The organism is Streptomyces sp. SID3343, from assembly GCF_009865215.1.
Taxonomy (GTDB): domain Bacteria; phylum Actinomycetota; class Actinomycetes; order Streptomycetales; family Streptomycetaceae; genus Embleya.
In genome coordinates, this window is sequence record NZ_WWJX01000454.1 from 1 (window position 1) to 22254 (window position 22254).

Annotated in this window: 22 protein-coding genes; 5 read left to right on the plus strand and 17 right to left on the minus strand. The window is 70.1% G+C overall.

What is annotated here, in order from left to right:
* Window positions 1-90 precede the first annotated feature (90 nt).
* The 4 genes from GT354_RS14405 to GT354_RS14420 form a co-directional block, all read right to left on the minus strand.
* Window positions 91-1077 (minus strand): acyl-CoA dehydrogenase family protein, encoded by a 987-nt coding sequence (locus GT354_RS14405; RefSeq protein ID WP_161356701.1) that lies wholly within the window; start codon window positions 1075-1077, stop codon window positions 91-93.
* A gap of 7 nt (window positions 1078-1084) precedes the next feature.
* Complete coding sequence (locus GT354_RS14410; RefSeq protein WP_161356702.1) at window positions 1085-2272, minus strand: acyl-CoA dehydrogenase; 1188 nt, start codon at window positions 2270-2272, stop codon at window positions 1085-1087.
* A gap of 161 nt (window positions 2273-2433) precedes the next feature.
* A complete protein-coding gene (locus GT354_RS14415; RefSeq protein WP_161356703.1) occupies window positions 2434-3342 on the minus strand; it encodes an SDR family oxidoreductase in 909 nt (302 codons plus the stop codon).
* Between the two features lie 316 nt (window positions 3343-3658).
* Window positions 3659-4918 carry an amidohydrolase family protein gene (locus tag GT354_RS14420; RefSeq protein WP_161356704.1) on the minus strand — a complete coding sequence of 420 codons (1260 nt, stop codon included), beginning with the start codon at window positions 4916-4918 and terminating at the stop codon, window positions 3659-3661.
* 99 nt (window positions 4919-5017) lie between these two features.
* On the opposite strand from GT354_RS14420, the gene GT354_RS14425 reads away from it, so the two are divergent.
* Window positions 5018-5632 carry a cysteine hydrolase gene (locus GT354_RS14425; RefSeq protein WP_161356705.1) on the plus strand — a complete coding sequence of 205 codons (615 nt, stop codon included), beginning with the start codon at window positions 5018-5020 and terminating at the stop codon, window positions 5630-5632.
* A gap of 107 nt (window positions 5633-5739) precedes the next feature.
* Here GT354_RS14425 and GT354_RS14430 read toward each other — a convergent pair whose 3' ends face one another.
* Window positions 5740-7302 carry an AMP-binding protein gene (locus GT354_RS14430; RefSeq protein WP_161356706.1) on the minus strand — a complete coding sequence of 521 codons (1563 nt, stop codon included), beginning with the start codon at window positions 7300-7302 and terminating at the stop codon, window positions 5740-5742.
* A gap of 230 nt (window positions 7303-7532) precedes the next feature.
* On the opposite strand from GT354_RS14430, the gene GT354_RS14435 reads away from it, so the two are divergent.
* Window positions 7533-7916 (plus strand): Rieske 2Fe-2S domain-containing protein, encoded by a 384-nt coding sequence (locus GT354_RS14435; protein ID WP_161356707.1) that lies wholly within the window; start codon window positions 7533-7535, stop codon window positions 7914-7916.
* Between the two features lie 7 nt (window positions 7917-7923).
* Here the strand turns inward: GT354_RS14435 and GT354_RS14440 are convergent, their stop codons facing one another.
* The 10 genes from GT354_RS14440 to GT354_RS14480 form a co-directional block, all read right to left on the minus strand.
* Complete coding sequence (locus GT354_RS14440; protein ID WP_161356708.1) at window positions 7924-8454, minus strand: TetR/AcrR family transcriptional regulator; 531 nt, start codon at window positions 8452-8454, stop codon at window positions 7924-7926.
* Window positions 8447-8887, minus strand: coding sequence for a DUF4260 family protein (locus GT354_RS14445; protein ID WP_161356709.1), 441 nt, complete (start codon window positions 8885-8887; stop codon window positions 8447-8449). The genes GT354_RS14440 and GT354_RS14445 overlap by 8 nt, the downstream gene beginning before the upstream one ends.
* 189 nt (window positions 8888-9076) lie before the next feature.
* Window positions 9077-9214 (minus strand): hypothetical protein, encoded by a 138-nt coding sequence (locus GT354_RS53985; RefSeq protein ID WP_237534846.1) that lies wholly within the window; start codon window positions 9212-9214, stop codon window positions 9077-9079.
* Window positions 9211-9669: a Uma2 family endonuclease gene (locus tag GT354_RS14450; protein WP_346012030.1), complete on the minus strand. Its 459-nt coding sequence runs from the start codon at window positions 9667-9669 to the stop codon at window positions 9211-9213. Before GT354_RS14450 ends, GT354_RS53985 begins: the two co-directional genes overlap by 4 nt.
* A 174-nt stretch (window positions 9670-9843) precedes the next feature.
* The gene (gene hemB, locus GT354_RS14455) at window positions 9844-10842 is read right to left on the minus strand and encodes a porphobilinogen synthase (protein ID WP_161356710.1); all 999 of its coding nucleotides are present in this window, start codon (window positions 10840-10842) and stop codon (window positions 9844-9846) included.
* Between the two features lie 5 nt (window positions 10843-10847).
* Complete coding sequence (locus GT354_RS14460) at window positions 10848-12455, minus strand: bifunctional uroporphyrinogen-III C-methyltransferase/uroporphyrinogen-III synthase (protein ID WP_161356711.1); 1608 nt, start codon at window positions 12453-12455, stop codon at window positions 10848-10850.
* On the minus strand, window positions 12452-13384 hold the full coding sequence (gene hemC, locus GT354_RS14465; RefSeq protein ID WP_161356712.1) for a hydroxymethylbilane synthase: 933 nt from the start codon (window positions 13382-13384) through the stop codon (window positions 12452-12454). Before hemC ends, GT354_RS14460 begins: the two co-directional genes overlap by 4 nt.
* Window positions 13381-14769 carry a glutamyl-tRNA reductase gene (locus tag GT354_RS14470; protein ID WP_161356713.1) on the minus strand — a complete coding sequence of 463 codons (1389 nt, stop codon included), beginning with the start codon at window positions 14767-14769 and terminating at the stop codon, window positions 13381-13383. The genes hemC and GT354_RS14470 overlap by 4 nt, the downstream gene beginning before the upstream one ends.
* Before the next feature lie 136 nt (window positions 14770-14905).
* On the minus strand, window positions 14906-15649 hold the full coding sequence (locus GT354_RS14475; protein WP_078976624.1) for a redox-sensing transcriptional repressor Rex: 744 nt from the start codon (window positions 15647-15649) through the stop codon (window positions 14906-14908).
* A gap of 343 nt (window positions 15650-15992) precedes the next feature.
* Window positions 15993-16262, minus strand: a complete 270-nt coding sequence (locus GT354_RS14480) for a glutaredoxin family protein (RefSeq protein WP_161356714.1) — start codon at window positions 16260-16262, stop codon at window positions 15993-15995.
* Window positions 16263-16462: 200 nt separating this feature from the next.
* Between GT354_RS14480 and GT354_RS14485 the strand changes: the two genes are divergently transcribed.
* From GT354_RS14485 to GT354_RS14495, 3 genes are all read left to right on the plus strand, one after another.
* Window positions 16463-17368, plus strand: coding sequence for an HAD-IB family hydrolase (locus tag GT354_RS14485; protein WP_161356715.1), 906 nt, complete (start codon window positions 16463-16465; stop codon window positions 17366-17368).
* A gap of 314 nt (window positions 17369-17682) precedes the next feature.
* Window positions 17683-18471, plus strand: a complete 789-nt coding sequence (locus GT354_RS14490; RefSeq protein ID WP_161356716.1) for an ECF subfamily RNA polymerase sigma factor, BldN family — start codon at window positions 17683-17685, stop codon at window positions 18469-18471.
* 145 nt (window positions 18472-18616) lie between these two features.
* Window positions 18617-19948: a DUF5667 domain-containing protein gene (locus tag GT354_RS14495; RefSeq protein WP_161356717.1), complete on the plus strand. Its 1332-nt coding sequence runs from the start codon at window positions 18617-18619 to the stop codon at window positions 19946-19948.
* Window positions 19949-20045: 97 nt separating this feature from the next.
* On the opposite strand, the gene GT354_RS14500 is transcribed toward GT354_RS14495, so the two are convergent.
* Window positions 20046-21176 (minus strand): lysophospholipid acyltransferase family protein, encoded by a 1131-nt coding sequence (locus GT354_RS14500; RefSeq protein ID WP_161356718.1) that lies wholly within the window; start codon window positions 21174-21176, stop codon window positions 20046-20048.
* Window positions 21169-22203: an NAD-dependent epimerase/dehydratase family protein gene (locus GT354_RS14505; RefSeq protein WP_161356719.1), complete on the minus strand. Its 1035-nt coding sequence runs from the start codon at window positions 22201-22203 to the stop codon at window positions 21169-21171. Before GT354_RS14505 ends, GT354_RS14500 begins: the two co-directional genes overlap by 8 nt.
* Window positions 22204-22254 lie beyond the last annotated feature (51 nt).

The following is a 22254-nucleotide window of genomic DNA, read 5'->3' on the forward strand; positions in this document are numbered from 1 at the left end:
CGAGTCCAGCGAGTCCAGCGAGTCCAGCGAGTCCGTCACGTGCGGCAACTCCGGCGAGTTCCACGACTCACCCATCGCCACACGACCGACTCAAAGCGTCGCCGCCAACGCCTCCTCGTTCTCCTCCGCCCCACCGAACTGGGTCGCATGCACCCACGCCCGCTTGAGGTACAGGTGCACGTCGACCTCCCACGTGAAGCCCATGCCACCGTGCACCTGTGTGGCGTCCTTGCCGTTGCGCGTGGCCGCGTCGTCGCCCATCAACTTCGCCGTCAGCACCGCGACCTCCGGGTCGCCCACCGCTGGGTCGTCGAGCGTGACGGCCGCCGCGTAGACCGCCGCGCGGGCGATCTCGGTCCGCACCAGCATCTCCGCGCACAGGTGCTTGACGGCTTGGAAGCTGCCGATGACCCGGCCGAACTGCTCGCGCTCCTTGGCGTATTGCGTCGCCATCTCGGTCAGCCGGCCCGCGATCCCCAATTGCAGCGCGCCGGTGAGCACCGCGCCGATCCGCCGCCACTGCTCGGCAACCGCCGCGTCCGCGACGAGTTCGCCGGCCGGCAACTCGTCCACCGCCGTCACCGGCGTGAACGGGTCCACCGGGTGCGCGACCGCGGTCCCCTGCACGGTGGACGGGTCCACCCGCCGGATTCCGTCGTCGGTCAGCACCAAGAGCACGTCGAGCGCGTCCATGTGCTCGACCAGGATCGGCCACACGTCGCCCTCGACGAGCCCCACCACCGCGTCGCCGGCCGCCGCGCCGGTGCCCAGGTCGCCGGGCAGGGACGCGGCCAGGTGGGTCGCCACGAGCGGGCCCGGCAGCAGTACCCGGCCGGCCTCCTCGTACACGAGCGCGGCCTCGGCCACGCCCAGCCCGACGCCGCCGTCCGCCTCCGCGATCCGCAGCGAGAAGAAGCCGGTCTCGGCCAGTTCCTTCCACAGCGCGCGATCCACCATGCCGGGCGCCGGCGCGACGTCGACCAACTTGCGCATGCGGTCGCGGTCGAATCGGCCCTCGCAGAACTCGCGAACCCCGTTGCGCAGGTCGCGCTGATCCTCGCTCAGTTGGAAGTCCATGGCCCGATCACCGTTCCTTCGGCAGGCCGAGGATGCGCTCGCCCACGATGTTGCGCTGGATTTGGGAGGTGCCCGCGGCGATCGTGTACGACAGCGAGGACAGCCGCTCGTCCATCAGCGAGCCGCTCGGCAGCCCCGCGACGTCGTCCACGGCGAGCGCGGCCCGGCCGAGCAGGCGGTGCGCGAGGTCGTACACCTTCTGCTTCGTCTCGGAGAAGCGCAGCTTGAACACCGAGCCGCCGACGCCGGGCACGCCCGAGCGCTGGGCCTCGGAGACGTTCCACTTGGTCAGCGCCCACAGCACCTCGAACTCGGCGGTCAGGTGCCCGAGTTCACGGCGCAGCGCGACGTCGTCCCACGCACTGGCCTGACGTCGCGTCATCTTCTTGGCGAGCGCGGCGAGTTCGCGCAGGAGCCGCTGACACGCGACGACCTCGCTGACGAACGCGGTGCCGCGTTCGAACGACAGCGTCACCATCGTGACGCGCCAGCCGTCGTTCTCCGCACCGACCCGGTTCGCCACCGGCACTCGTACGTCGTCGAAGAACACCTCGGCGAACTCCGAGGTCCCCATGACGGTTTCGAGCGGGCGGATGGTGATGCCGGGCGTTTCCATCGGCACCACCAACCACGTGATGCCCTTGTGCTTGGGGGCGTCCGGGTCGGTACGCACCAGCATCTCGCAGTAGTCCGCGACCTCGGCGTGCGAGGTCCAGATCTTCGAGCCGTTGATGACGTAGTCGTCGCCGTCCCGCACCGCGCGGGTACGCAGCGAGGCCAGGTCGCTGCCCGCGCCGGGCTCGGAGAAGCCCTGGCACCACACGTCGTCGCCGCGCAGGATGCCCGGAAGATACTTGCGCCGCTGCTCGTCGGTACCGGCCGCGTCGATCGTGGGACCGGCGTGCAGCAGACCGACGAAGTTGGCGCCGACGTAGGGGGCGCCCGCCCGCTCGGTCTCCTCCAGGTAGATCAGGTGCTCGGTCGGCGTGGCGCCCTTGCCGCCGGCCTCGACCGACCAGTGCAGACCCGCGTATCCGGCGTCGAACAACAGGCGCTGCCACGCCGTGTCGTACGCGCGCCGGCCGGGCCAGTCGTTGCGGTCGGGCTTGGGCGGCAGCAGCGGGATGGCACGGTCGAGCCACGCGCGCAGTTCGGCGCGGAAGCTCTCCTCGGCCTCGGTATAGCGCAGGTCCATGGTGTTGACGTCCCGTCGGAGATCGGACTACGAGATCGGACTACGAGATCGAGTTCGGGCTGTCGCATCGGCGCGTCACGCCCGCGAGGCACGTACGCGAAGCAAGCACGTACGCCAAGCCCGCCCGCGAAGCACGTACGAGAGACACACCGACCCCGGAATCAGGCGCCGTAGACAGGCGTCGGAGCCGGCGCCTCGTCGATCAGCTTCGCGACGACCGGGCCCAGCTCGGCCGGGTTCCACCGCCGCCCCGCCTTGGCCTCCGGGCCGTGCTGCCAACCGGTGGCGACCGAGACCTTGTCGCCCTCGACCTCGAACACCCGGCCCGTGACGTCGCGCGACTCGGGCGAACCGAGCCAGACCACGAGCGGCGAGATGTTCGCCGGGTCGTAGAAGTCGAAGCTGCCGTCCTCGGGCTTGCGCACCATGTCGGGCATGGCCTCTTCGGTCATCCGGGTGCGCGCGGCCGGCGCGATCGCGTTGGCGGTCACGCCGTAGCGGCCCATCTCGACCGCGGCGATCTGGGTCAGGCAGGTAATGCCGGCCTTGGCCGCCGCGTAGTTGCCCTGCCCGACCGAGCCCATCAGGCCCGCGCCCGACGTGGTGTTGATCAGGCGCGCGTCGATCGTGTTGCCGGCCTTGGCCTGCGCGCGCCAGTACGCGCCCGCGTGCTTCATCACCGCGAAGTGCCCCTTGAGGTGCACCCGAACGACCGCGTCGAACTCGTCCTCGCCGAGCGAGACGATCATCCGGTCCCGCAGGAAGCCCGCGTTGTTGACCACGACGTCGAGCCGTCCGAACGCGTCGATGGCGGTCTGTACCAGGCGCTCCGCGCCCGCCCAGTCGGCGACGTCGTCCGCGTTGATGACGGCCTTGCCGCCGAGTGCCTCGATGTCCGCGACGACCTGCTGGGCCGGACCGGGCGAACGGCCGTCGCCCTGCCGCGAGGCGCCGATGTCGTTGACCACAACGTGCGCGCCCTCACGGGCGAATGCCAGCGCGTGCTCGCGCCCGATGCCACCGCCGGCACCGGTGACGATGACGACGCGCCCCTCGCAGATCCCACTCATTCCAGGCCCCTTCGGCTCAACTGACGGCTGTTCCACTGACAACACGTCGAATGACAACGAGACAAAACGCGACAACGAGAAACCAAGACACCAAGAGACCGAGACACCGAGACGCCAAGACACCAAGAGACCGAAACACCGAGACGTCAAGACACCGAGACACCAGGTCGAAATACCTCGGAAGCGGCCCGCCGATGAATTCGACGAGCCGCTCCCTGCCGCTGCGCCCGCATCCGTGCGGGCGCCGCGTCGTCACCGATCGACCGCCGACCGCCGATACCGCGGCACCAAGGCCGCCGGCGGGCCGATCCGGTGCTCAGACCGCCGCGACGCGGTCCTTGTCGAAGTCGAGGTCGAGCATCCGGATCGCGTTGCCCCGGATGATCTTGTAGACCGTCTCCTCGCTCAGACCCGCGAGGTGCTCCTCGGCGATCTTCTTGGTGTGCGGCCACGTGGAGTCGACGTGCGGGTAGTCGGTCTCGAACGTGACGTTGTCCTCGCCGATCGCGTCGAGCGAGTTCACGCCGTGCTGGTCCCGGAAGAAGCACGCGAACATGTTCCGTCGGAAGTAGAACGACGGCGGCTCAGGCAAAGCCTCGCCGGTGACCGCCCACGCGCGGTGCTCCAGCCAGACGTCGTCCATGCGCTCCAACGCGTACGGGATCCAACCCATCTGGCCCTCGGAGTAGGCCAGCTTGATCTTAGGGAACCGGGCCGGAATGCCCGCGAAGATGAAGTCGGCCATCGAGGCCATCGCGTTGTTGAAGCTCAGCGACGCCTGGACCGCGGCCGGGGCATCGGGCGAGGCCGCCGGCATCGTCGAGGACGAGCCGATGTGCATGTTGATCGTCACGCCGAGGTCGGCGCAGACCTCGAAGAACGGGTCCCAGTAACCGGTGTGGATGCTGGGCAGACCCAGGAACGCCGGGATCTCGGAGAAGCACACGGCGGTGACCCCGCGAGCGCGGTTGCGCCGGATCTCCTCGACCGCGAGCTGTACGTCCCACAGCGGAATGATGATCAGCGGGATCAGGCGACCGCCCGAGTCGCCGCACCACTCCTCGACCATCCAGTCGTTGTAGGCGCGCACGCACGCGAGCGCGACCTCCTTGTCCGCGGCCTCCGAGAAGGTCTGGCCGCAGAAGCGCGGGAAGGTCGGGAAACACAGCGAGGCCTCGACATGGTTGAGGTCCATGTCCTTGAGTCGCTCGGCCGGGTCGTAGAGTCCGGGGCGCATCTCGCCGCGGGTGATGCCTTCGAGGGTCATCTCGTCGCGGCTGAAGCCGACGGCGGCGATGTTGCGCTTGTACGGGAAGCGCAGATCCTCGTAGAACCACCAGTCGGCGAGCGGGCCGTTCGGGTCGGTGGTGATCCGGTAACTGGCGCCGATGTACTCCAGCTGCCCGATACCGGTCGTGACCGCCTGTGGGCCACGCTCGTGGTACTTCTTCGGCAGCCAGCGCTCGAACAGGTGCGCCGGCTCGATGACATGGTCATCGACGCTGATGATCTTCGGCAGCTCACCGAAAGAGTTTCCGGACTGCGTAGCAGTCTGCCCGGGCTGGTTGGTGCTCATCGGCCCCTCCCGCTCATGTAAATCTGATGGACCGTCAGATTTAGCGTAATCTCTGGGCCGAGGGAACCACAAGCTGACACAACGTCAGGAGAATCACGGATGGCTCTGTCACTCGCGGAACTGATCGCCCCCGGACACACCGCACTGATCACGCAGGAATGCCAGAACGGAGTGATCGGTGAGCAGGCCGTCTTTCCGGCGCTGACGGCACACACCAAGGACCTGATCCCGGCCGTCGACCGGCTCGCCAAGGCCGCCCGCAAGGTCGAGATCCCGGTCGTGCACTGCCTCGCGGTCCGCCGGCCCGACGGCCTGGGTGCGAACACCAACGCCCGGATGTTCGGCGCGGCGGCCAAGGCGTCGGTCCTCCTGGCGCCCGGTTCCGACGCCGCCGCGGTCGCCGACGGGATCACCGTGGACCCGCTCGACCTGGTGCTCTCGCGCTATCACGGGCTCGGCCCGATGGCCGACACCGGACTCGCCGCGACGCTGCGCAACATGGGCGTACGCACGATCGTCGGCGTCGGCGTCTCGCTCAACGTCGGCATGCTCAACTTCGCGATGGACGCGGTCAACGCGGGGTTCCAGTTCGTGTTGCCGCGCGAGGCGGTGGCCGGATTCCCGCCCGAATACGCGGAGATGGTGTTGGCGAACACGTTCAACGCGATTACGACGATCACCACGGTCGACGCCGTCCTCGACGTGTGGAGCTGAGCCACCGCGACCCCCGACCGCACTCCCCGCCCCGGCCCACGACCGACGCGCGCCGGCACCGATATCGGTGCCGGCGCGCGTCGCTTCGGCCGTACGACGACCTCGGCTCAGCGCTGCGACGTCCAAGGCTTGGCGTCGTACTCCTCGCGGAGCTTGAACTTCAGCACCTTGCGCAGCGTCTCGTTGCGCGGAAGCGCGTCGACGACCTCCAGTTGCTCCGGGATCTTCTGCGTCATCAGGCCCGATTCGCGCAGGTACGCCACCATCTCGGCGAATTCGAGGTCGGCCTCGCCCGGCCGGCGCTCGACCACGGCGCAGACCCGCTCGCCGCGTTCGCGGTCGACCAAGCCGATCACCGCGGCGTCCGCGACCTTGGGGTGGGCGAAGAGCAGGTCCTCGATCTCGCGCGCGGAGATGTTCTCGCCCTTGCGGATGATCACGTCCTTGAGCCGGCCGGTCAGCGACAGGTGGCCGTCGGCGCGCAGCTTGCCCAGGTCACCGGTACGGAAGAAGCCGTCCTCGTCGAGCGCGTCGGCGGTCAGCGCCGGATCGGTGTAGCCCTTGAACACCATCGGCCCACGCAACCGGACCTCGCCCTCCTCGTCGGCGTCGGCGATCGTGCCGTCGGCGCGCGCGATCCGCACCTCGATGCCGACCACCGGCTTGCCCTCGGTGTACGAGCGCTGGTCCTCGGAGTCGTGCGGGCCGCCCTGCGCGATCATCGGGACCTCGGTCATCCCGTAGCCGTGGCACAGGATCGCCTGCATCTCGTCGCGCACCTCGGCGACCAACTCCGGCGGCTTCGGGGCACCGCCACCGGAGACGATCCGCAGCGTCGGGATGATCTTCTCGCCGGGCTGCTTGCGCTGCTCGTTGAGGAACGCCACGTAGAACGCGGTGGATCCGCCGACCATGGTAACGCCGAGCCGCTTGTAGACGGGGATCACCCCGGCCGGGTCGAAGTTCTCCACGATCACGGCCGGGAAGCCGGAGGCGAGCACCGTGACGATGTAGTCCGGACCCGCGATGTGCGCGTACGGGAAGGCGATCGAGCCGACTTCGGTCTGCGCCATGCCGAGCGCGATGGCCAGCCCCTTGCCGCCCGCGAGCAGCGTCGAGTCGCTGTGCTGGACGCCCTTGGGGTCGGAGGTGGTACCGGAGGTGTAGTACAGCCAGCGCACCTGGTCACCGTCGGTCGGCGCGGCGGGCAGGTCGGCCGGGTCGCCCTCGGGCAGTTCGTCGTACGCGACGAGCACGGTCGGCGGCTTGTCCAGGTCCTTGGCGATCGCCTCGCCCATCGCGAGGAAGTCGAAGCCCTTCCACGTGCGCGGACACAGGAAGAACTCGGCGTCGGTCTGGCGCAGACAGAAGCCGACTTCCTTCTCCCGGTAGAACGGGATGATCGGGTTCTGCACGGCGCCGAGCCGGGCGAGCGCGAACGAGACCACGATGGACTCGATACGGGTGGTGAGCTGCCAGGTCACCTTGGTGCCGGCGGTGATCCCGAGCGCGTGATAGCCCGCGGCCACGCGCTCGGCCCACGCCTTGAACTCGCCGAACGTGACCCTGCGGTCGTCCGGATCGAGCAGCATCGGAACGTCGGGAGTCGCCGCCGCGCGGCGCTCCACCAGCTCCCAGAGAGTGGTGGCGTCGTAGATCGGGTCAGACACGTGTCCTCCGCGCGGGAAAGCCGGGCCGGGCGTACGCATCCAGGACATGGCGGTGCCAGGACCTGGGCGCTGAGCTGACGGTACGTCAGAAGCTTTCCGGGAAGGAAGACTTCGCGTGGTCACGCGCATCACAACAACGAAGTCGTGACGGTCGCGAACCCGGTGGATCTTGCCCTGGCCAAGTGAGGCAGTACTGCCTAACCTGAGGAAATGCCGCCTGTTGTGAGCGGATGATGGCACTGTTCCGGCGGGATCGCCCACCGGTCCGGCTGGCCGCGCTCGCCGACCTGCCCGAGGACCTGCCGCGCCGGATCAGTACGAGCCCCCCACTCGCGGTGGTCCGACACGGCGAGACGGTGCACGTCTTCGAGGACCGCTGCCCCCACGCCGGCGCGATCCTCTCCCGCGGCGTCCTGGACGGAAATCGGCTGACCTGCCCGATCCACAAGGGCACCTTCGAAATCGACACGGGCCGATCGGTAGGCGGCGTGGCGTGCCGAACCCTGCGCACGTACCCCACCTGGGTCGAGAACGGCGACGTATACATGGCCGCCGAGCCGCGCGGACGGCGATCCGCGCGGCGGGCGAAGTGCGGGGGCGAGGACGGGGTCTGAGGGCGTGTCAGGCCGAGAAGGCGCTGTGGCCACTGGCCCACGCGCCGGACAGGTCGGCGCCCGGCGGGAAGCGGCCTGCCAGTTCGAGGACGACCATGCCGTGGGCGAAGCCCCAGAGGGCGCGGGCCGTGTCGTGGTCGCCGCCGACGGCGCGCATGAGTGGTGCGGCGGCGCGGTCCTCCAGGCCGGCGGGAAGCGCGTCGCGGTCGAGCGGTTGGCCGCTCATCAGGCGGTACAGGTGCGGGTGGGCGAGGGCGTAGGCGCGGTAGGCGGCCAGGAGCGCGGCGATCGGGTCGCCGTCACCGGACGCCTCGGCGATCTCCAGGGCCTCGGCCAACTCGGCCATTCCCGCCGCGGTCAGCGCGGCCTCGACTGCGGACTTGTCGGGGAAGTGCTTGTACAGGGATGGCGCCCGGATGCCGATGCGATCCGCGATGCGCCGCATCGAGACCGCCTCCGGGCCTTCCTTCTCCAGCAGTTCGCGGGCGGCGCCGACGATCTCGCGGGCCCTGGGGCTGGGTGACGTCGGGTCAGACATGCTTGCGGAGCCCTTCCGGCGTGCGCAGGCCGTATCCGGCGGCGCGGTCGAGTGCGATGTGGGTGAGCCAGGCCAGGCCGGCCGTGAACAACGGCGGCCACTCGATCGGGCCGACCGAGTAGGCGACCAGCACGATCAGCGGCACCCAGGCCCGGTGCATGGCGTTGTAGAACGGTACGGCGCGAGGCTGGAGTCGACCCGGCTGGTGTCCGTGCCGGGCCGCGTCCTTGGCGCCGATGAACATGGTCAGATCGGGCAACACGAAGAACCCGATCGCCGCCGCGGTGGTCGCGAGCCCGTACTTCGCGCTCTCGAACACCGCGAACACGGCCAGAAAGAGCGTGAGCACGATCCACGCCCCCCGCCTGGTCCACCGCATCACCGAGCGCACCGTGGTGGTGGCACCGGTCACAGCTCCGACGTCGACACTCATTTCACCCTCCGGCCGCCACAGCTAACGACGTTAGCCACCTGCGCCCATGATGGGGCTAACACCGTTAGCCGTCAAGTGGTCGACACCCACCGAACCGAAGACAAACCACCGGACCGAAGGCAAACCGAAGACAAACCGAAGGCACGCGGAGCCGCACCGGGTGCCCACCCGCCGGTCCACCGCACCCGCTCAGCGGCCGGTGATCTCCGATCCGACCACGAACCCCTGCGCGGGCCCCTGCGGAATCTTCACCGGCGTCCCGTAGGCGACGCGAACCTCCACCGCATAAGCGCCCTTGGCCTGGTCCGGTTCACTGAGCACGGTCACCACGCCGTCCCGTCGAAGTCGTCGAGGATCACGTAGACGGCGATGCCCGCCTCCGCGTAGGCCCGCCGCTTGCGCTCGCGATCTCGAACACCGGCTTCCCGTCCGGGCGAAACGACCTCCGCGACCAGCACGACCCCGGCCGCGTCGACCCCGAGCCCGTCGGGGTCGGGGGTCTCGTCCAAGTCCTCGGGCGCGACGGCGACATCCGGGATGTAGACCTTGCGGCCCCGAATCACGCTGATGTCCTGATAGGCCGAGAACGCGTCACCGGGCGCCAGGTGGTCCCGGAGCGCGTCCCGAAGGCGATTCGCGATCTTGCCGTGCCGCCTGGAACCGGTGGGAGACACCTCGATGGACCCTTCGATGATCTCTGCGCGCAGTCCCTCGGGCAGAGTCATCGCCTTCCACGTCTGCCACAGGACGTCGTCCAACGCTTCGAACTCGGAAGCAGTCACATCGGGCTCATGCGTCGCGATCGCCATCGGGAAACACCACCCTCGTGCCGGTGTGGTCCACGCTCGCCGATGACGGACAAGCCCCTCCGACCCTAGGCACCGGGAAAGACTCGCCGCGATCGGATCCGAACGGGTCACCCGAACGAGCGCAGCCGCGTGGTTCCGGCGAACACCTCACCGCAACCGGCGCGCCGCCTCCGTGGCCCAATAGGTCAAAATCGAGGACGCACCCGCTCGCTTGATCGAGGTCAGCGTCTCCATCATCACCCGCTCGCGGTCGATCCAACCGTTGGCCGCGGCGGCCTCGACCATCGCGTACTCGCCGCTGACCTGGTAGGCCGCGACCGGCACGTGCACCTCGTCCGCGATCCGTCGGACGATGTCCAGATACGACATCGCCGGCTTGACCATCACCAGATCCGCGCCCTCGGCGACGTCCAACAGCACCTCGCGCACCGACTCCTCGGCGTTCGCGGGATCCTGCTGGTAGGTCGTGCGGTCGCCGCGCAACGTGGACTCGACCGCCTCGCGGAACGGGCCGAAGAAGCCGGACGCGTACTTCGCGCTGTAGGCCAGGATCGACACGTCCTGATACCCGGCGCCGTCCAACGCTCGCCGGATCACCCCGACCTGACCGTCCATCATCCCGCTGGGCCCGACCATGTGGACGCCCGCGTCGGCCTGGACGACGGCCATCCGCGCGTACGCCTCCAGCGTCGCGTCGTTGTCGACCGACCCGTCGGCGGCCAGCACTCCGCAGTGCCCGTGGTCGGTGAACTCGTCGAGGCACAGGTCCGACATCACCACGGTGTCGGAGCCCACCTCCGCGACCACGTCGCGGATCGCGACCTGCAGCACGCCCTCCGGGTCGAACCCGGCCGAGCCGAGCGCGTCCTTGTCCGTCGGGATGCCGAACAGCATGATGCCGCCGACGCCGGCCGCGACCGCGTCGTGCGCGGCCTTGCGCAGCGAGTCGCGGGTGTGTTGGACCACGCCCGGCATGGACGAGATCGCCACCGGCTCGGTCGCGCCCTCCCGGACGAACATCGGGAGGATCAGATCGGCGGGATGCAGCCGGGTCTCCGCGACCAGGCGGCGCACCGCCGGGGACGTGCGCAACCGCCTCGGGCGGTGCGCGGGAAACCCTGACGATGCGTCAGCCTGGTACGACATGAGAACTACTTGGCCTTCCTCCGGGAACCGGGGCGCCGCTCACTCGGGCGCGTGACGGGGTCGCCCGCCTCGATCATCGCCGCGCGTCGCGCGGTGCCGAACTCCGCCAGGGCCTCGGCCAGCGCGGACACCGACGGCTCGGGAGCCATCACGTCCACGCGTAGACCGTGTTCCTCGGCGGTCTTCGCCGTCGCCGAACCGATGCACGCGATGACCGTCACGGCGTGCGGCTTGCCCGCGATGCCGACCAGGTTGCGCACCGTCGAGGACGACGTGAACAGGACCGCGTCGAAGCCGCCGCCCTTGATCGCCTCGCGCGTCTCGGCGGGCGGCGGCGCAGCCCGGACCGTGCGGTAGGCCGTGACGTCGTCGACCTCCCAACCGAGTTCGACCAGACCCGCCACGAGCGTCTCGGTGGCGATGTCGGCACGCGGCAGGAAGACCCGGTCGATCGGGTCGAACACCGCGTCGTACGGCGGCCAGTCCTCCAACAGACCTGCGGCGGACTGCTCTCCCGAAGGCACGAGGTCGGGCTTGACGCCGAACTCGACGAGCGCTCGCGCGGTCGCCTCGCCCACGGCCGCGACCTTGATGCCCGCGAACGCGCGCGCGTCGAGGCCGTAGTCCTCGAACCGCTCGCGCACCGCGCGCACGGCGTTGACCGACGTGAACGCGATCCACTCGTAGCGGCCGGTGACCAGGCCCTTGATCGCGCGCTCCATCTGTTGGGGCGTGCGCGGGGGCTCGACCGCGATGGTCGGCACCTCGTGCGGGACCGCGCCGTACGAGCGAAGCTGCTCGGACAGCGAGACGGCCTGCTCCTTGGTCCGCGGGACGAGCACCTTCCAGCCGAACAAAGGCTTGGTCTCGAACCACGACAGCGTGTCGCGCTGGCCGACGACCTCGCCGACGACCACGACGGCCTGCTGGGTGATCTTCGCGGCGCGCACATCCGAGGCGACCTGCGCGAGCGTGCTCACGAGGGTGCGCTGCTCGGTCGTGGTGCCGTTGATCGTGACGGCGACCGGCGTGGCCGGCTTGCGGCCGCCCGCGACGAGTTCCTGCGCGATCTCGGCGATCGAGTCGAGCGCACCGCGCAGCACGAGCGTGCCGTCGACGGAGCCGACCGTGGCCCAGTCGATCGACGCCTCGGCCGTGTCGAGCACGCGGACGCCGCCGCTGCCCTTCGCGGCGTGCAACGGAATGCCCGCATAGGTGGGTACGGCCGTGCTGACCGGGACACCGGGGACGACCTCGAAGACGATCTTCGCCTTCGCGACCGCCGTGACCTCGTCCGTGACCGACTGATCCACGCACGGGTCACCCGCCACGGCCCGGACGACCTGCCTGCCGGATCGCGCGGCGGCCACGACGACCTTGGCCCGGGCAACGGCCGACAGGAGTTCCCCGTCGTCACCGGTCACCGGGTCGAGGACCTCGACGCCGCTCTTGCAGTGGGCGAGCACCTGACGCAGCGTCGCCTCGTCGGCGACCACCACATCGGCCTCGGCCAGCACCTCGATGGCCCGCAGGGTGAGCAGTCGCGGGTCGCCGGGACCGGCACCCACAAAGGTCACGATGCCGCTGGGCTTCTTCTTCGCTCTGGGGCTCAAGGGACGCGCTCCCCCATCAAACCGGAGGCCCCTCGGGCGAGTAGTTCGGCGGCGAGTTCGCGGCCGATCTTCTTCGCCTCGTCGAGAGTTCCGGTGGCGGACAACCGTACGCTGTCGGTGCCGTCGACATTGACGACTACGGCCCGCAGGTACAGCTCGGTGACCTGCTCGCCTTCGGCGACCTCACAGAGGGCACCGACCGGAGCCGAACATCCGGCTTCGAGCTCGGCGAGCAGCGTGCGCTCGGCCAGTACGGCGGCCCGGGTGTCCGGGTCGTCCAAACCGGTGAGCAGTTCTACGAGGGCGACATCGTGTGCCGCACACTCGACGGCCAACGCCCCTTGACCAGGGGCAGGCAGCATGTGGAGCGGGTCGAAGGTCTCGGTGACCTCTCCCGCACGGCCCAGGCGGCCGAGGCCGGCCTTGGCCAGAACGACCGCATCGAGCTCACCGGACGTGACGAAACCGATCCGGGTGTCGACGTTGCCGCGAATCGCCACGATCTCGTGGCCGAGCCCGAGCAGCAGCAACTGCGCGGCGCGGCGCGGCGAACCGGTGCCGATCCGCGAGCCCGCGGGCAGTTCGGCGAGCGCGAGGCCGTCGCGGGCGATCAGCGCGTCGCGCGGGTCGTGCCGGGGCGGGATCGCCACCAGCGCGATCCCCTCGGCCTCGCCCGTGGGCAGGTCCTTGAGCGAGTGCACGACGAAGTCGACCTCGCCCGCGAGCAGCGCGTCACGCAGCGCGTTGACGAACACGCCGGTGCCGCCGATCTCGCTGAGCTTCTCGCGCGAGGTGTCGCCGTGGGTGACGATCTCCACGAGTTCGACCTGTCGACCGGTCAGTTTGGTGACCGCCTCGGCGACATGACCCGACTGGGCCATCGCCAGCTTGCTTCGCCGGGTGCCCAGTCGCAACGGTGCCTCGGTCACGCCACACCTTCCACAGCGTCGGGTTCCAGGGGGCCTGGTGCCAGGAGGCCGGGCGCCGCGGCATCGGTCTCGACGGCGTCGGGAGCGTCGGCCCGGCGGACCACCTCGGGAGTACCCGGATCGAGGTCGAACAACATCCGCAGCGCGTCGGCGTACGACGAGCCGCCCGGCTCCCCCGCGAGCTGCTTCACCCGCACGGTCGGCGCGTGCAGCACCTTGTCCACGACGCGCCGCACGGTCTGCTCGACCTCGGCGCGCACCCGCTCGTCCATCCCGGGCACCCGGCCGGCCAACCGGTCGAGTTCGGCCCGCACGACGTCGGAGCCCATGCTGCGCAGTGCGACCACGGTCGGCTTGACCTGCTGTGCCTGCTGCGCGACCGCGAACGCGGCCACCTCGTCGTGCACGATCTTGCGTACGAGATCCACGTCGGCCGCGGCGGTGGATCCGGCCGAGACCTCCGCGAGCAGTTCCAGGTCGATCAGCACGACCCCGTCGAGATCACGCACGGCCGCGTCGACGTCGCGCGGCAGCGCGAGGTCGATCAGCACGAGCGGGCGGCCCACGCCCCGCTCGCGGCGGGCGTCGAGCACGGCCCTGACGTCCTTGCGACCGATCACCAGACCGGCCGCGCCGGTGCACGAGACCACCAGATCGGCGGCGGCGAGCGCGTCCGGCAGCGCCGACATCGGCACCGCTCGGCCGCCCACCGACTCCGCGAGATGCTCGGCGCGCTCGTAGGTACGGTTCGCGACGACGATGTGGCCGACGCCTTCACGATTCAGCGTGGTCGCGGCGAGCGCGCTCATCGAACCCGCGCCCACGACCAGTGCCCGGCAGCCCTCGACGGCGCCCATCGACAGCTCGGCCTGGGCCAGGCCCACGGTCATCAGCGATCGACCGGCCCGGTCGATCCCGGTCTCGCTGTGCGCCCGCTTGCCGACCCGAAGCGCCTGCTGGGCCAACTCGTTCAGGACCCGCCCGGCGGTGCCGTGGGTCTGGGCGAGCGCGAGCGCGGTCTTGATCTGGCCGAGGATCTGCCCCTCGCCGATCACCATGGAGTCCAGGCCGCACGCGACCGAGAACAGGTGCTGGACCGCGCGGTCCTCGTAGTGCACGTACATGTGCGGGGTCAGCTCGGCGGCCGGCACGCCGGTGTGGCGCGACAGCAGGTTGCCCAGCTCGGTGACACCGCCGTGGAAGCGGTCGACCTCCGCGTAGATCTCGACCCGGTTGCACGTCGAGAGCAGCACGACCTCGGCGACCGGCCCGGCCGCGATCAGGTCGCGCAGCAGCGCCTCCTGGGCCGCCCCGGTGATCGAGACGCGCTCCAGCAGGCTGACCTCGGCCGTGCGGTGGCTCAGACCCACCACCAGGACGCTCATGGGGTCTTCCCAGCGTCGATCGCCGTGTTCGCCGCGCTCGCCGTCTTCGCGGGTGCGACACGCTCGGTCGCCGGACATGCGGACGTGACGCGCTCGGGCGCGACCACCCCTGCGGCAATTTCCCGGGTACAGCCGTTCACGCCGGCATCACCTCGGGAAGATCGCCGCGCTCGCCGGGCTTCGAAGGGCGCGCCGGTACCGGCCCCGCGACGGGGTCGAGGCCGGACTTGCGCTGCTCGTGGAAGGCCAGGATCTGCAACTCGATCGACAGATCCACCTTGCGCACGTCGACCCCCTCGGGAACCGAGAGGACGGTGGGCGCGAAGTTCAGGATGCTCGTGATCCCGGCGGCGACCAGTCGGTCGGCCACCTCCTGCGCGGCCGGGGCCGGCGTCGTGATGACACCGATCGACACGTGGTCCTCACGCACGATCTGCTCCAGATCGTCCATGTGGCGCACCGCCATGCCCGCTATCCGCTGACCGGTGACCGCCCGATCGGCGTCCAGAAGTGCCGCGACCCGGAAGCCGCGCGACGCGAAACCGCCGTAGTTGGCGAGGGCGTGACCCAGATTTCCGATGCCGATGATGGCGACCGGCCAGTCTTGGGTGAGCCCGAGTTCACGCGAGATTTGGTACACGAGATACTCGACGTCGTAACCGACACCGCGGGTGCCGTAGGAGCCGAGATACGACAAGTCTTTGCGCAGCTTTGCGCTGTTCACCCCGGCGGCGGCGGCGAGTTCCTCGGACGAGACCGTGGGAACACCTCGCTCCGACAGCGCGCTGAGCGCCCGGAGGTACAGCGGAAGCCGCGCTACCGTCGCCTCGGGGATGCCACGTCCCCGTTGCGCCGGTCGCTCGGTACGCCCTGTAGCCACGCTGCTCCTGTGGGTGGGACCTGGGATTTCGAATGCCAGGTTAGGCTTTTGTGAACGCGCGCACAAAGTAGGTGTCCGATTTGCGCGCCTGTCGTGATGCTCGTCACGCCTTGGTTCCCGTTTTGGGCGTGAACTCGATCACAAGAGGTGACGCTCGTGTGGTCCCTGCGTAGTCGTGCCGGCGCATCGCGCACACTTCCCTACCGTCCGTGTCGGTGAAAATTCCCCCGCCCGGCCCTTTCCGTCCGGTCCTTCGCGGACCCGGCCTTCGCGCCCGGCCCAGTGGCGGGGCTCGTCGGCTGTCGCTTCGGTCGACTGTCGCTTCCGTCGACTGTCGCTGCCGTCAGCTGCCCAACGCGCGCCGCAGTCGCTTCTCGTCCACCCGCCAGAAATCGTGCTGGCGGCCGTCGACGAAGGTCACCGGGATCTGTTCCCAGTACTTGTGTTGGAGCTCGGCATCGGTGGTGATGTCGACCTCTTCCCAGGTCGCGCCCAGTTCGGCGGCCACTCGTTCGATCACGACACGGGCGTCGTCGCACAGGTGGCAGCCGGGCTTGCTCAGCAGCGTCACGGTGCGGGCGGCGGTTTCGGGGCGGCGGCGGAAGAGATTCACGTATTCGATTGTCACCCCACGAGGGGCAGACCCAGAAGGGGCCACCCAGGGGCCACGTCACAAACGGCTCCTCGCACGGCTCCGCACCACCGCGCCACCGCGCCACCGCGCCACCGCGCCACCGCGCCATCATCGTGGCGGCATCGGGTCGCAAGGTGACCGCCACACGATCGCCATGCCCGCCTACTACGCTCGACCGCATGGTTCTCTTGCGCCGGCGATCGACGACCGAGGACACCACCGACAGTGCCGTGCGGGCCGGTGCGGCCGCCGCCGAGGCAGCGCACGCCACGGCCCCGGCCCGCCCTCCGGGCGAGAACGGCCGGCCCATCGCGATCGGCGCCGCCTTCTTCGACCTGGACAACACCGTGATGCGCGGCGCGTCGATCTTTCACCTGGCCCGCGGTCTGTACGCGCGCCGGTTCCTGGGCACCCGCGACATAGCCCGCTTCGGTCTCCAGCAGCTCCGCTTCCGGCTCGGCGGCGAGCACATGGGCGACGTGGACGACGCGCAGGACCGCGCGCTGTCGTTCGTGGCCGGCTACTCGGTCGACGAGATCCGGGCGATCGGCGAGGAGATCTTCGACGAATTCATGTCGGACAAGATCTGGCCCGGCACCCGCGCGCTCGCCCAGATGCACCTCGACGCGGGTCGTCAGGTCTGGCTGGTGACCGCCGCGCCGGTCGAGATCGCGACCACGATCGCCGACCGGCTCGGCCTGACCGGCGCACTCGGCACCGTCCCCGAGACCCGCGCCGGCGTGTACACGGGCCGCCTCGTGGGCGAGTTGCTGCACGGCGAGGCCAAGGCCGAGGCCGTGCGCGCGCTCGCGATCCGCGAGGACCTCGACCTCACCGACTGTTCGGCCTACAGCGACTCCGCCAACGACATACCGATGCTGATGCTCGTGGGCGATCCGTGCGCGGTCAATCCCGATGCGCGCCTTCGGCGCCACGCCCGGGAGCACGGATGGCGGATCAAGGATTACCGAACCGGACGCAAGGCCGCCCGGATCGGGCTGCCCGCCGCCGCGGGAGTCGGCGCGGTCGCCGGCGCGGTCGTCGCGAGCACCGCCGTACGCCGGCGCGCACCGCACCGAATCTGACCCACGCGCCCCTCGCACGCCCCCACCGAACCCCCCGCCACCTGCGGCGCGGGGGTTTTTCGGGGCGCGCGCGATGCCGGGTTGCTGCGAGTTGTCCGCATATAGCACACGTGGCTCGCGACAACCCGACAAACGCACAAACAACACACATCAGCGCTCGACCCAGGTAGCTTCACAACGCCGATGGGCACACTTGGTATCCCTTCCTTTACTAAGCGTTATTCTCGATCGGCGCACAGCGGTATCCAAGTTCCCTACTATGGGTGATCGATTCCGCACCGAACGTAATTACCGCTGAAGCAACAGGGAGTCCCGTGCCTCGAATCGTCCCGGTTGACGTGTCCGGGCTGGCGACACTGCGTGCGGCGGTGTGCGCGAGCTTTGCCCCCCGTCTGTCCACCGGTTTCGCCGCGACCGCCGGCTACGGCAGGGGGGTTTGCCGTGCGACCCCCGCGGGACCCATCGGGTTCACGCTCGCGACGCGCGCCGGCACCACCGAACCGACCCGTCCGAGCAGAGGCTCCGGCTACACCCGGGGTCCGGGGCCGGACGGCGAGGCCCGCCGCATCATGGCCCTCGTCGAACTCGCCCAGGACGGCGACGGCGACGCGTTCGCCCAGCTCTACGACAACTATTTCGACACCGTCTACCGGTACATCTACTACCGCGTCGGCGGCCGTGCCGTGGCCGAGGATCTGACCAGCGAGACCTTCCTGCGCGCCCTGCGCCGGATCGGCACGTTCACGTGGCAGGGCCGCGACTTCGGCGCCTGGCTCGTGACGATCGCGCGCAACCTCGTCGCGGACCACTTCAAGTCCAGCCGGTTCCGGCTGGAGGTCACCACCGGGGAGATGCTCGACGCGAACGAGGTCGAGGCGAGCCCCGAGGACTGTGTCCTGGAGTCGCTGTCCAACGCGGCCCTTCTCGATGCCGTGCACAAGCTCAATCCTCAGCAGCAGGAGTGCGTGACCCTGCGTTTCCTGCAGGGTCTGTCGGTCGCGGAGACCGCACAGATCATGGGTAAGAACGAGGGCGCGATCAAGACGTTGCAATACCGCGCCGTACGGACGCTCGCCCGCCTCCTGCCGGAGGACGTGCGGTGAATCACATCTCCGTAACCTTCCGGGTCGTCGACTCGTTCTTCCGGACAGTGGCCCCCCTCGGGGACCGCTGCGGCGGGGAGCCGCCCTGTGGCCCCCGACCCGGAGACTTCCCTGGACGGACATCCGGGGGGAGGAGGTGCGGCCTGTGAGCATTGCGGCCCTGGATCGGCGACCCGCGAACGCCTTCGCGCGAGCCCTCGACGAGAACGACCGCAACAACCGATCGGCAGAGCCCCTGCCCGCGCTGGTCCCGCTGTTGCGGACGGCCGAGCTGTTGCGCGATCGGTCCGAGTCGGCACCGGTGCCGAACACGGATTTTCGAACCGCGCTCCGGCAGCGGTTGTTGGAGGAGGCCGCGGCACTGCCCGCGACCGATGGTGCGGCGACCGTGCCCGCGCCCCGTGGGGCACATCGCCGCAAGGAGGGTGCGGCGGTGCCGCGCACCGTGCGGTGGCGGCGTCGCGTGGCGATCGCCGGCACGCTCGTGGTGGTCACCGGCGGCGGCATCGGCGGGGTGGCCTACGCCAGCTCCGACGCGCTGCCCGGTGACCTGACCTACGGCGTCAAGCGCACGGTCGAAGACTTCAAGATCTCGCTCGCGGACAACGACCACGAGCGGGGTGAGCGCTACCTGCACCAAGCCGAGACGCGGATGGGCGAGGCCGAGCAACTGCTCAGGCGCTCGGGCAAGTCCCCCGCCGACAAGGCGACCGTGCGACACCTGCGGCAGGTGCTCGACGACTGGCGCGAGGAGGCCGACAAGGGCCGCGCGCTGCTCACCGACCACTTCCGCAAGAGCGGGGCCGACGGTCCGATGCGCAACCTGGCCGACTTCGCCCGCTCGGGAGACGAGCGGATGGCCAGGATCGGCGAACGGCTCCCCGCGGAGCTCACGCCGGAGCGCGATCAGGTCCGCACGTTGCTGACCTCGATCAAGGAACAGGTCACCCCGCTCACGGGCACCTCGGGCGCCACGAGGCCCGCGCCCACCGGGCCCGGGCAGCCGGCCGATCGGGTCCCGGCGGTTCCGGGTTCCGGGAAGGACGCGTCTCCCGGCGGGCAGCCGTTGTTGCCACCGCTGCTGCCGCAGCTTCCGGGCGTCGTGGGCGGTTCCACTGCCGGCGGCGCGCCGCAGCAGGGAGGAGCAAGCTCTCCGGGCTCGGGTCCGCAGCGGCAGCAACAGCAGCCGAAGGAGCAACAGCCCCAGCAGGGTGGCGGGCTGCTGCCTGGGCTGAACATCCCGTTGTTGAACCCGCCCGGGCAAAGTCCCGCGGGCTCGTCCGGTGGCGGCGGGGCGGGGGCGGCTTCGGAGGCGGAGCCGGGTCCGGCACCGGCTCCGGCTCGAACTCCGGAAGGTCAGATTCTTCCGCCGCTGCTGCCCGGTCTGCCGGGCATCGGGCTCAATCTCTTGGGTGGGTCCGGGTCCGGGTCCGAGGAAACCGGGTCCGGGCCCGGGTCGTCGGAGCAGAGTTCGTAACGCCGGTACCCGGGTGCGGTCGGTGCCGAAGGGCGGCTCGTGGAGGTTCGCGAGTCGCCCTTCGGGTTCGAGGTGACCGGTCGAGGCCGGGTCGGGGTCAGAAGAACACCGACCGTCGCTGCATCAGCAGGCGGTAGATCGTGTGCTGGATGGTCTCGCGCACCTCGTCGGTCAGGTTGAAGACGACCATCGGGTCGTCCGCCGCCTCCTCCGGATACGCGTCGGTTCGAATCGGCGCGCCGAACTCGATCCTCCACCGGGTCGGCAGTGGCACCAGGCCCAGCGGTCCGAGCAGCGGAAACGTGGGCGTGACCGGGAAGTACGGCAGGTTCAGCAGGCGCGCGAGCGTGCGCACGTTGCCGACCATCGGGTAGATCTCCTCGGCGCCCACGATCGAGCAGGGGACGATCGGTACCTGGGTTCGCAGGGCGGCCGACACGAAACCACCTCGGCCGAAGCGCTGGAGCTTGTACCGCTCGCCGAACGGCTTGCCCAGGCCCTTGTAGCCTTCCGGCCACACGCCCACGAGTTCGCCCTTGGCGAGCAGGCGCTCGGCGTCGGCGTGGCATGCGAGCGTGTGCCCGCTCTTGCGGGCCACCGAGCCCACGACCGGCAGTTGGAAGACCAGGTCGGCGGCGAGCAGTCGCAGGTTGCGCTGGTCTGGGTGGTGGTCGTGGACGGCCACCTGGGTCATCAGCGCGTCCACCGGCAGCGTGCCCGAGTGGTTCGCGACGATCAGCGCGCCGCCGTCGGCGGGGATGTGCTCCAGGCCGCTGACCTCGATGCGGAAGTACTTTTCGTACACGACGCGCAGCGCGGCCATCAGTCGGTCGTTGAGTTCGGGGTCGAAACCGAACTCGTCCACCTCGTAGTCGCCGGTGATCCGGCGGCGCACGAACGCGAGGCCGTCTGCGGCCTTGTCCTCCCAACCGGGGCCCGCGACACCGTCGAGCAGTCCGGCGGCGGCGCCGCCCACGATTCCGCCGACCGCGCCGGCGAGTGAGCCGAGCACCGATCGTCCGGAGGCGGGGGTCCGGCGGGGGCCGATCGGCGATGGTTGTGGATCGGGCCCTGGGCGCGCGTCGATCGAGCGCACCCGTACCTCGCCTTCGACCGGTTCCGTTCCCCGTGCTCGCGCGGGCCGCGTCGATCGGCGGCCGCCGCGCGGCGACGGCGGGCGCGCTGCGGACGCGGCGCCGTCGAAGGGAATGATCCGGGCGTCACCCATCGAGACTCCTCCTGGTGAGCAGCATGGTCGCGAGTCGATCGGGCACCTGTGCGAGGCGCCCGGGGTTCAGCAGGCCGATCGAGTCGCGGCCGCCCGCGTAGTCGGCGAAGGTCTCGGCCGTGGTCCTGGCCGCGACGAAACCCAGCTTGTCACGGGCTCGCGCGGGGTCGACGACGCGGCCGTGGGTGAGCAGGCGCAGCTGTTCGGCCGACAGGTGGACCGAGCCCACCCGGCGCAAGCCCTGGTTGACCAGCCCCACCGCCGCCGACGGGAAGGGCAGCACCGGGCGCCCGAGGCGGCGGGCGGCCTGGGACAGGAACAGCACGCCGTCCGCGGCGATGTTGTAGGTGCCCGCACGGTCGGCCCGGGCGGCGATCCGCAGGGCCTCCAGGACGTCGTCCTCGTGGACGAACTGCAATCGCGGGTCGTAGCCGAGGACCGTCGGCAGCACGGGCAGCGCGAAGTAGGCGCCCATCGGCGAATCGGTTCGTGGCCCCAGCATCGGCGCGAAGCGCAGCACCGTGACGGCGACGTCGGGGCGGCGGCGGGCGAACCCGCGCACGTAGCCCTCTATTTCGACGGCGTCCTTGGCCCAGCCCGACGACGGCTGTATGCGCGGTTCGGTGTCCTCCTCGAACAGCGCGGGGTCGCGCGCCGAGCCGCCGTAGACGGCGGTGGTCGAGCGCACCACCAGGCGGCGGACCGACGGTGCCTTCTGGCACGCGGCGAGCAACTGCATCGTGCCGATGACGTTGGTCTCCTTGATCGAGACCCGGCCGCCCTGCACCGGCGGCAACTCGCTGGGGCTCAGGTGCACCACGGTGTCCACCGCCGCGGAGGCGACGACCTTGGCGATCATCGGGTTTCGGATGTCGGCGAGCACGAAGTCGATGTCGCCGAAGTCGCCCGCGGGCTCGACCATGTCGACGCCGATCACCCGGTCGACGTCGCCTTCGTCGCGGATCATCCGTACGAAATCGGCCCCCGGGTCACCGGCGACGCCGGTGACCATGACAACACGTCCCATGCTGCGGTTTCCCCCGCCCGTTTCGAAATCGCCGCGCGACGGAGCGGTCAC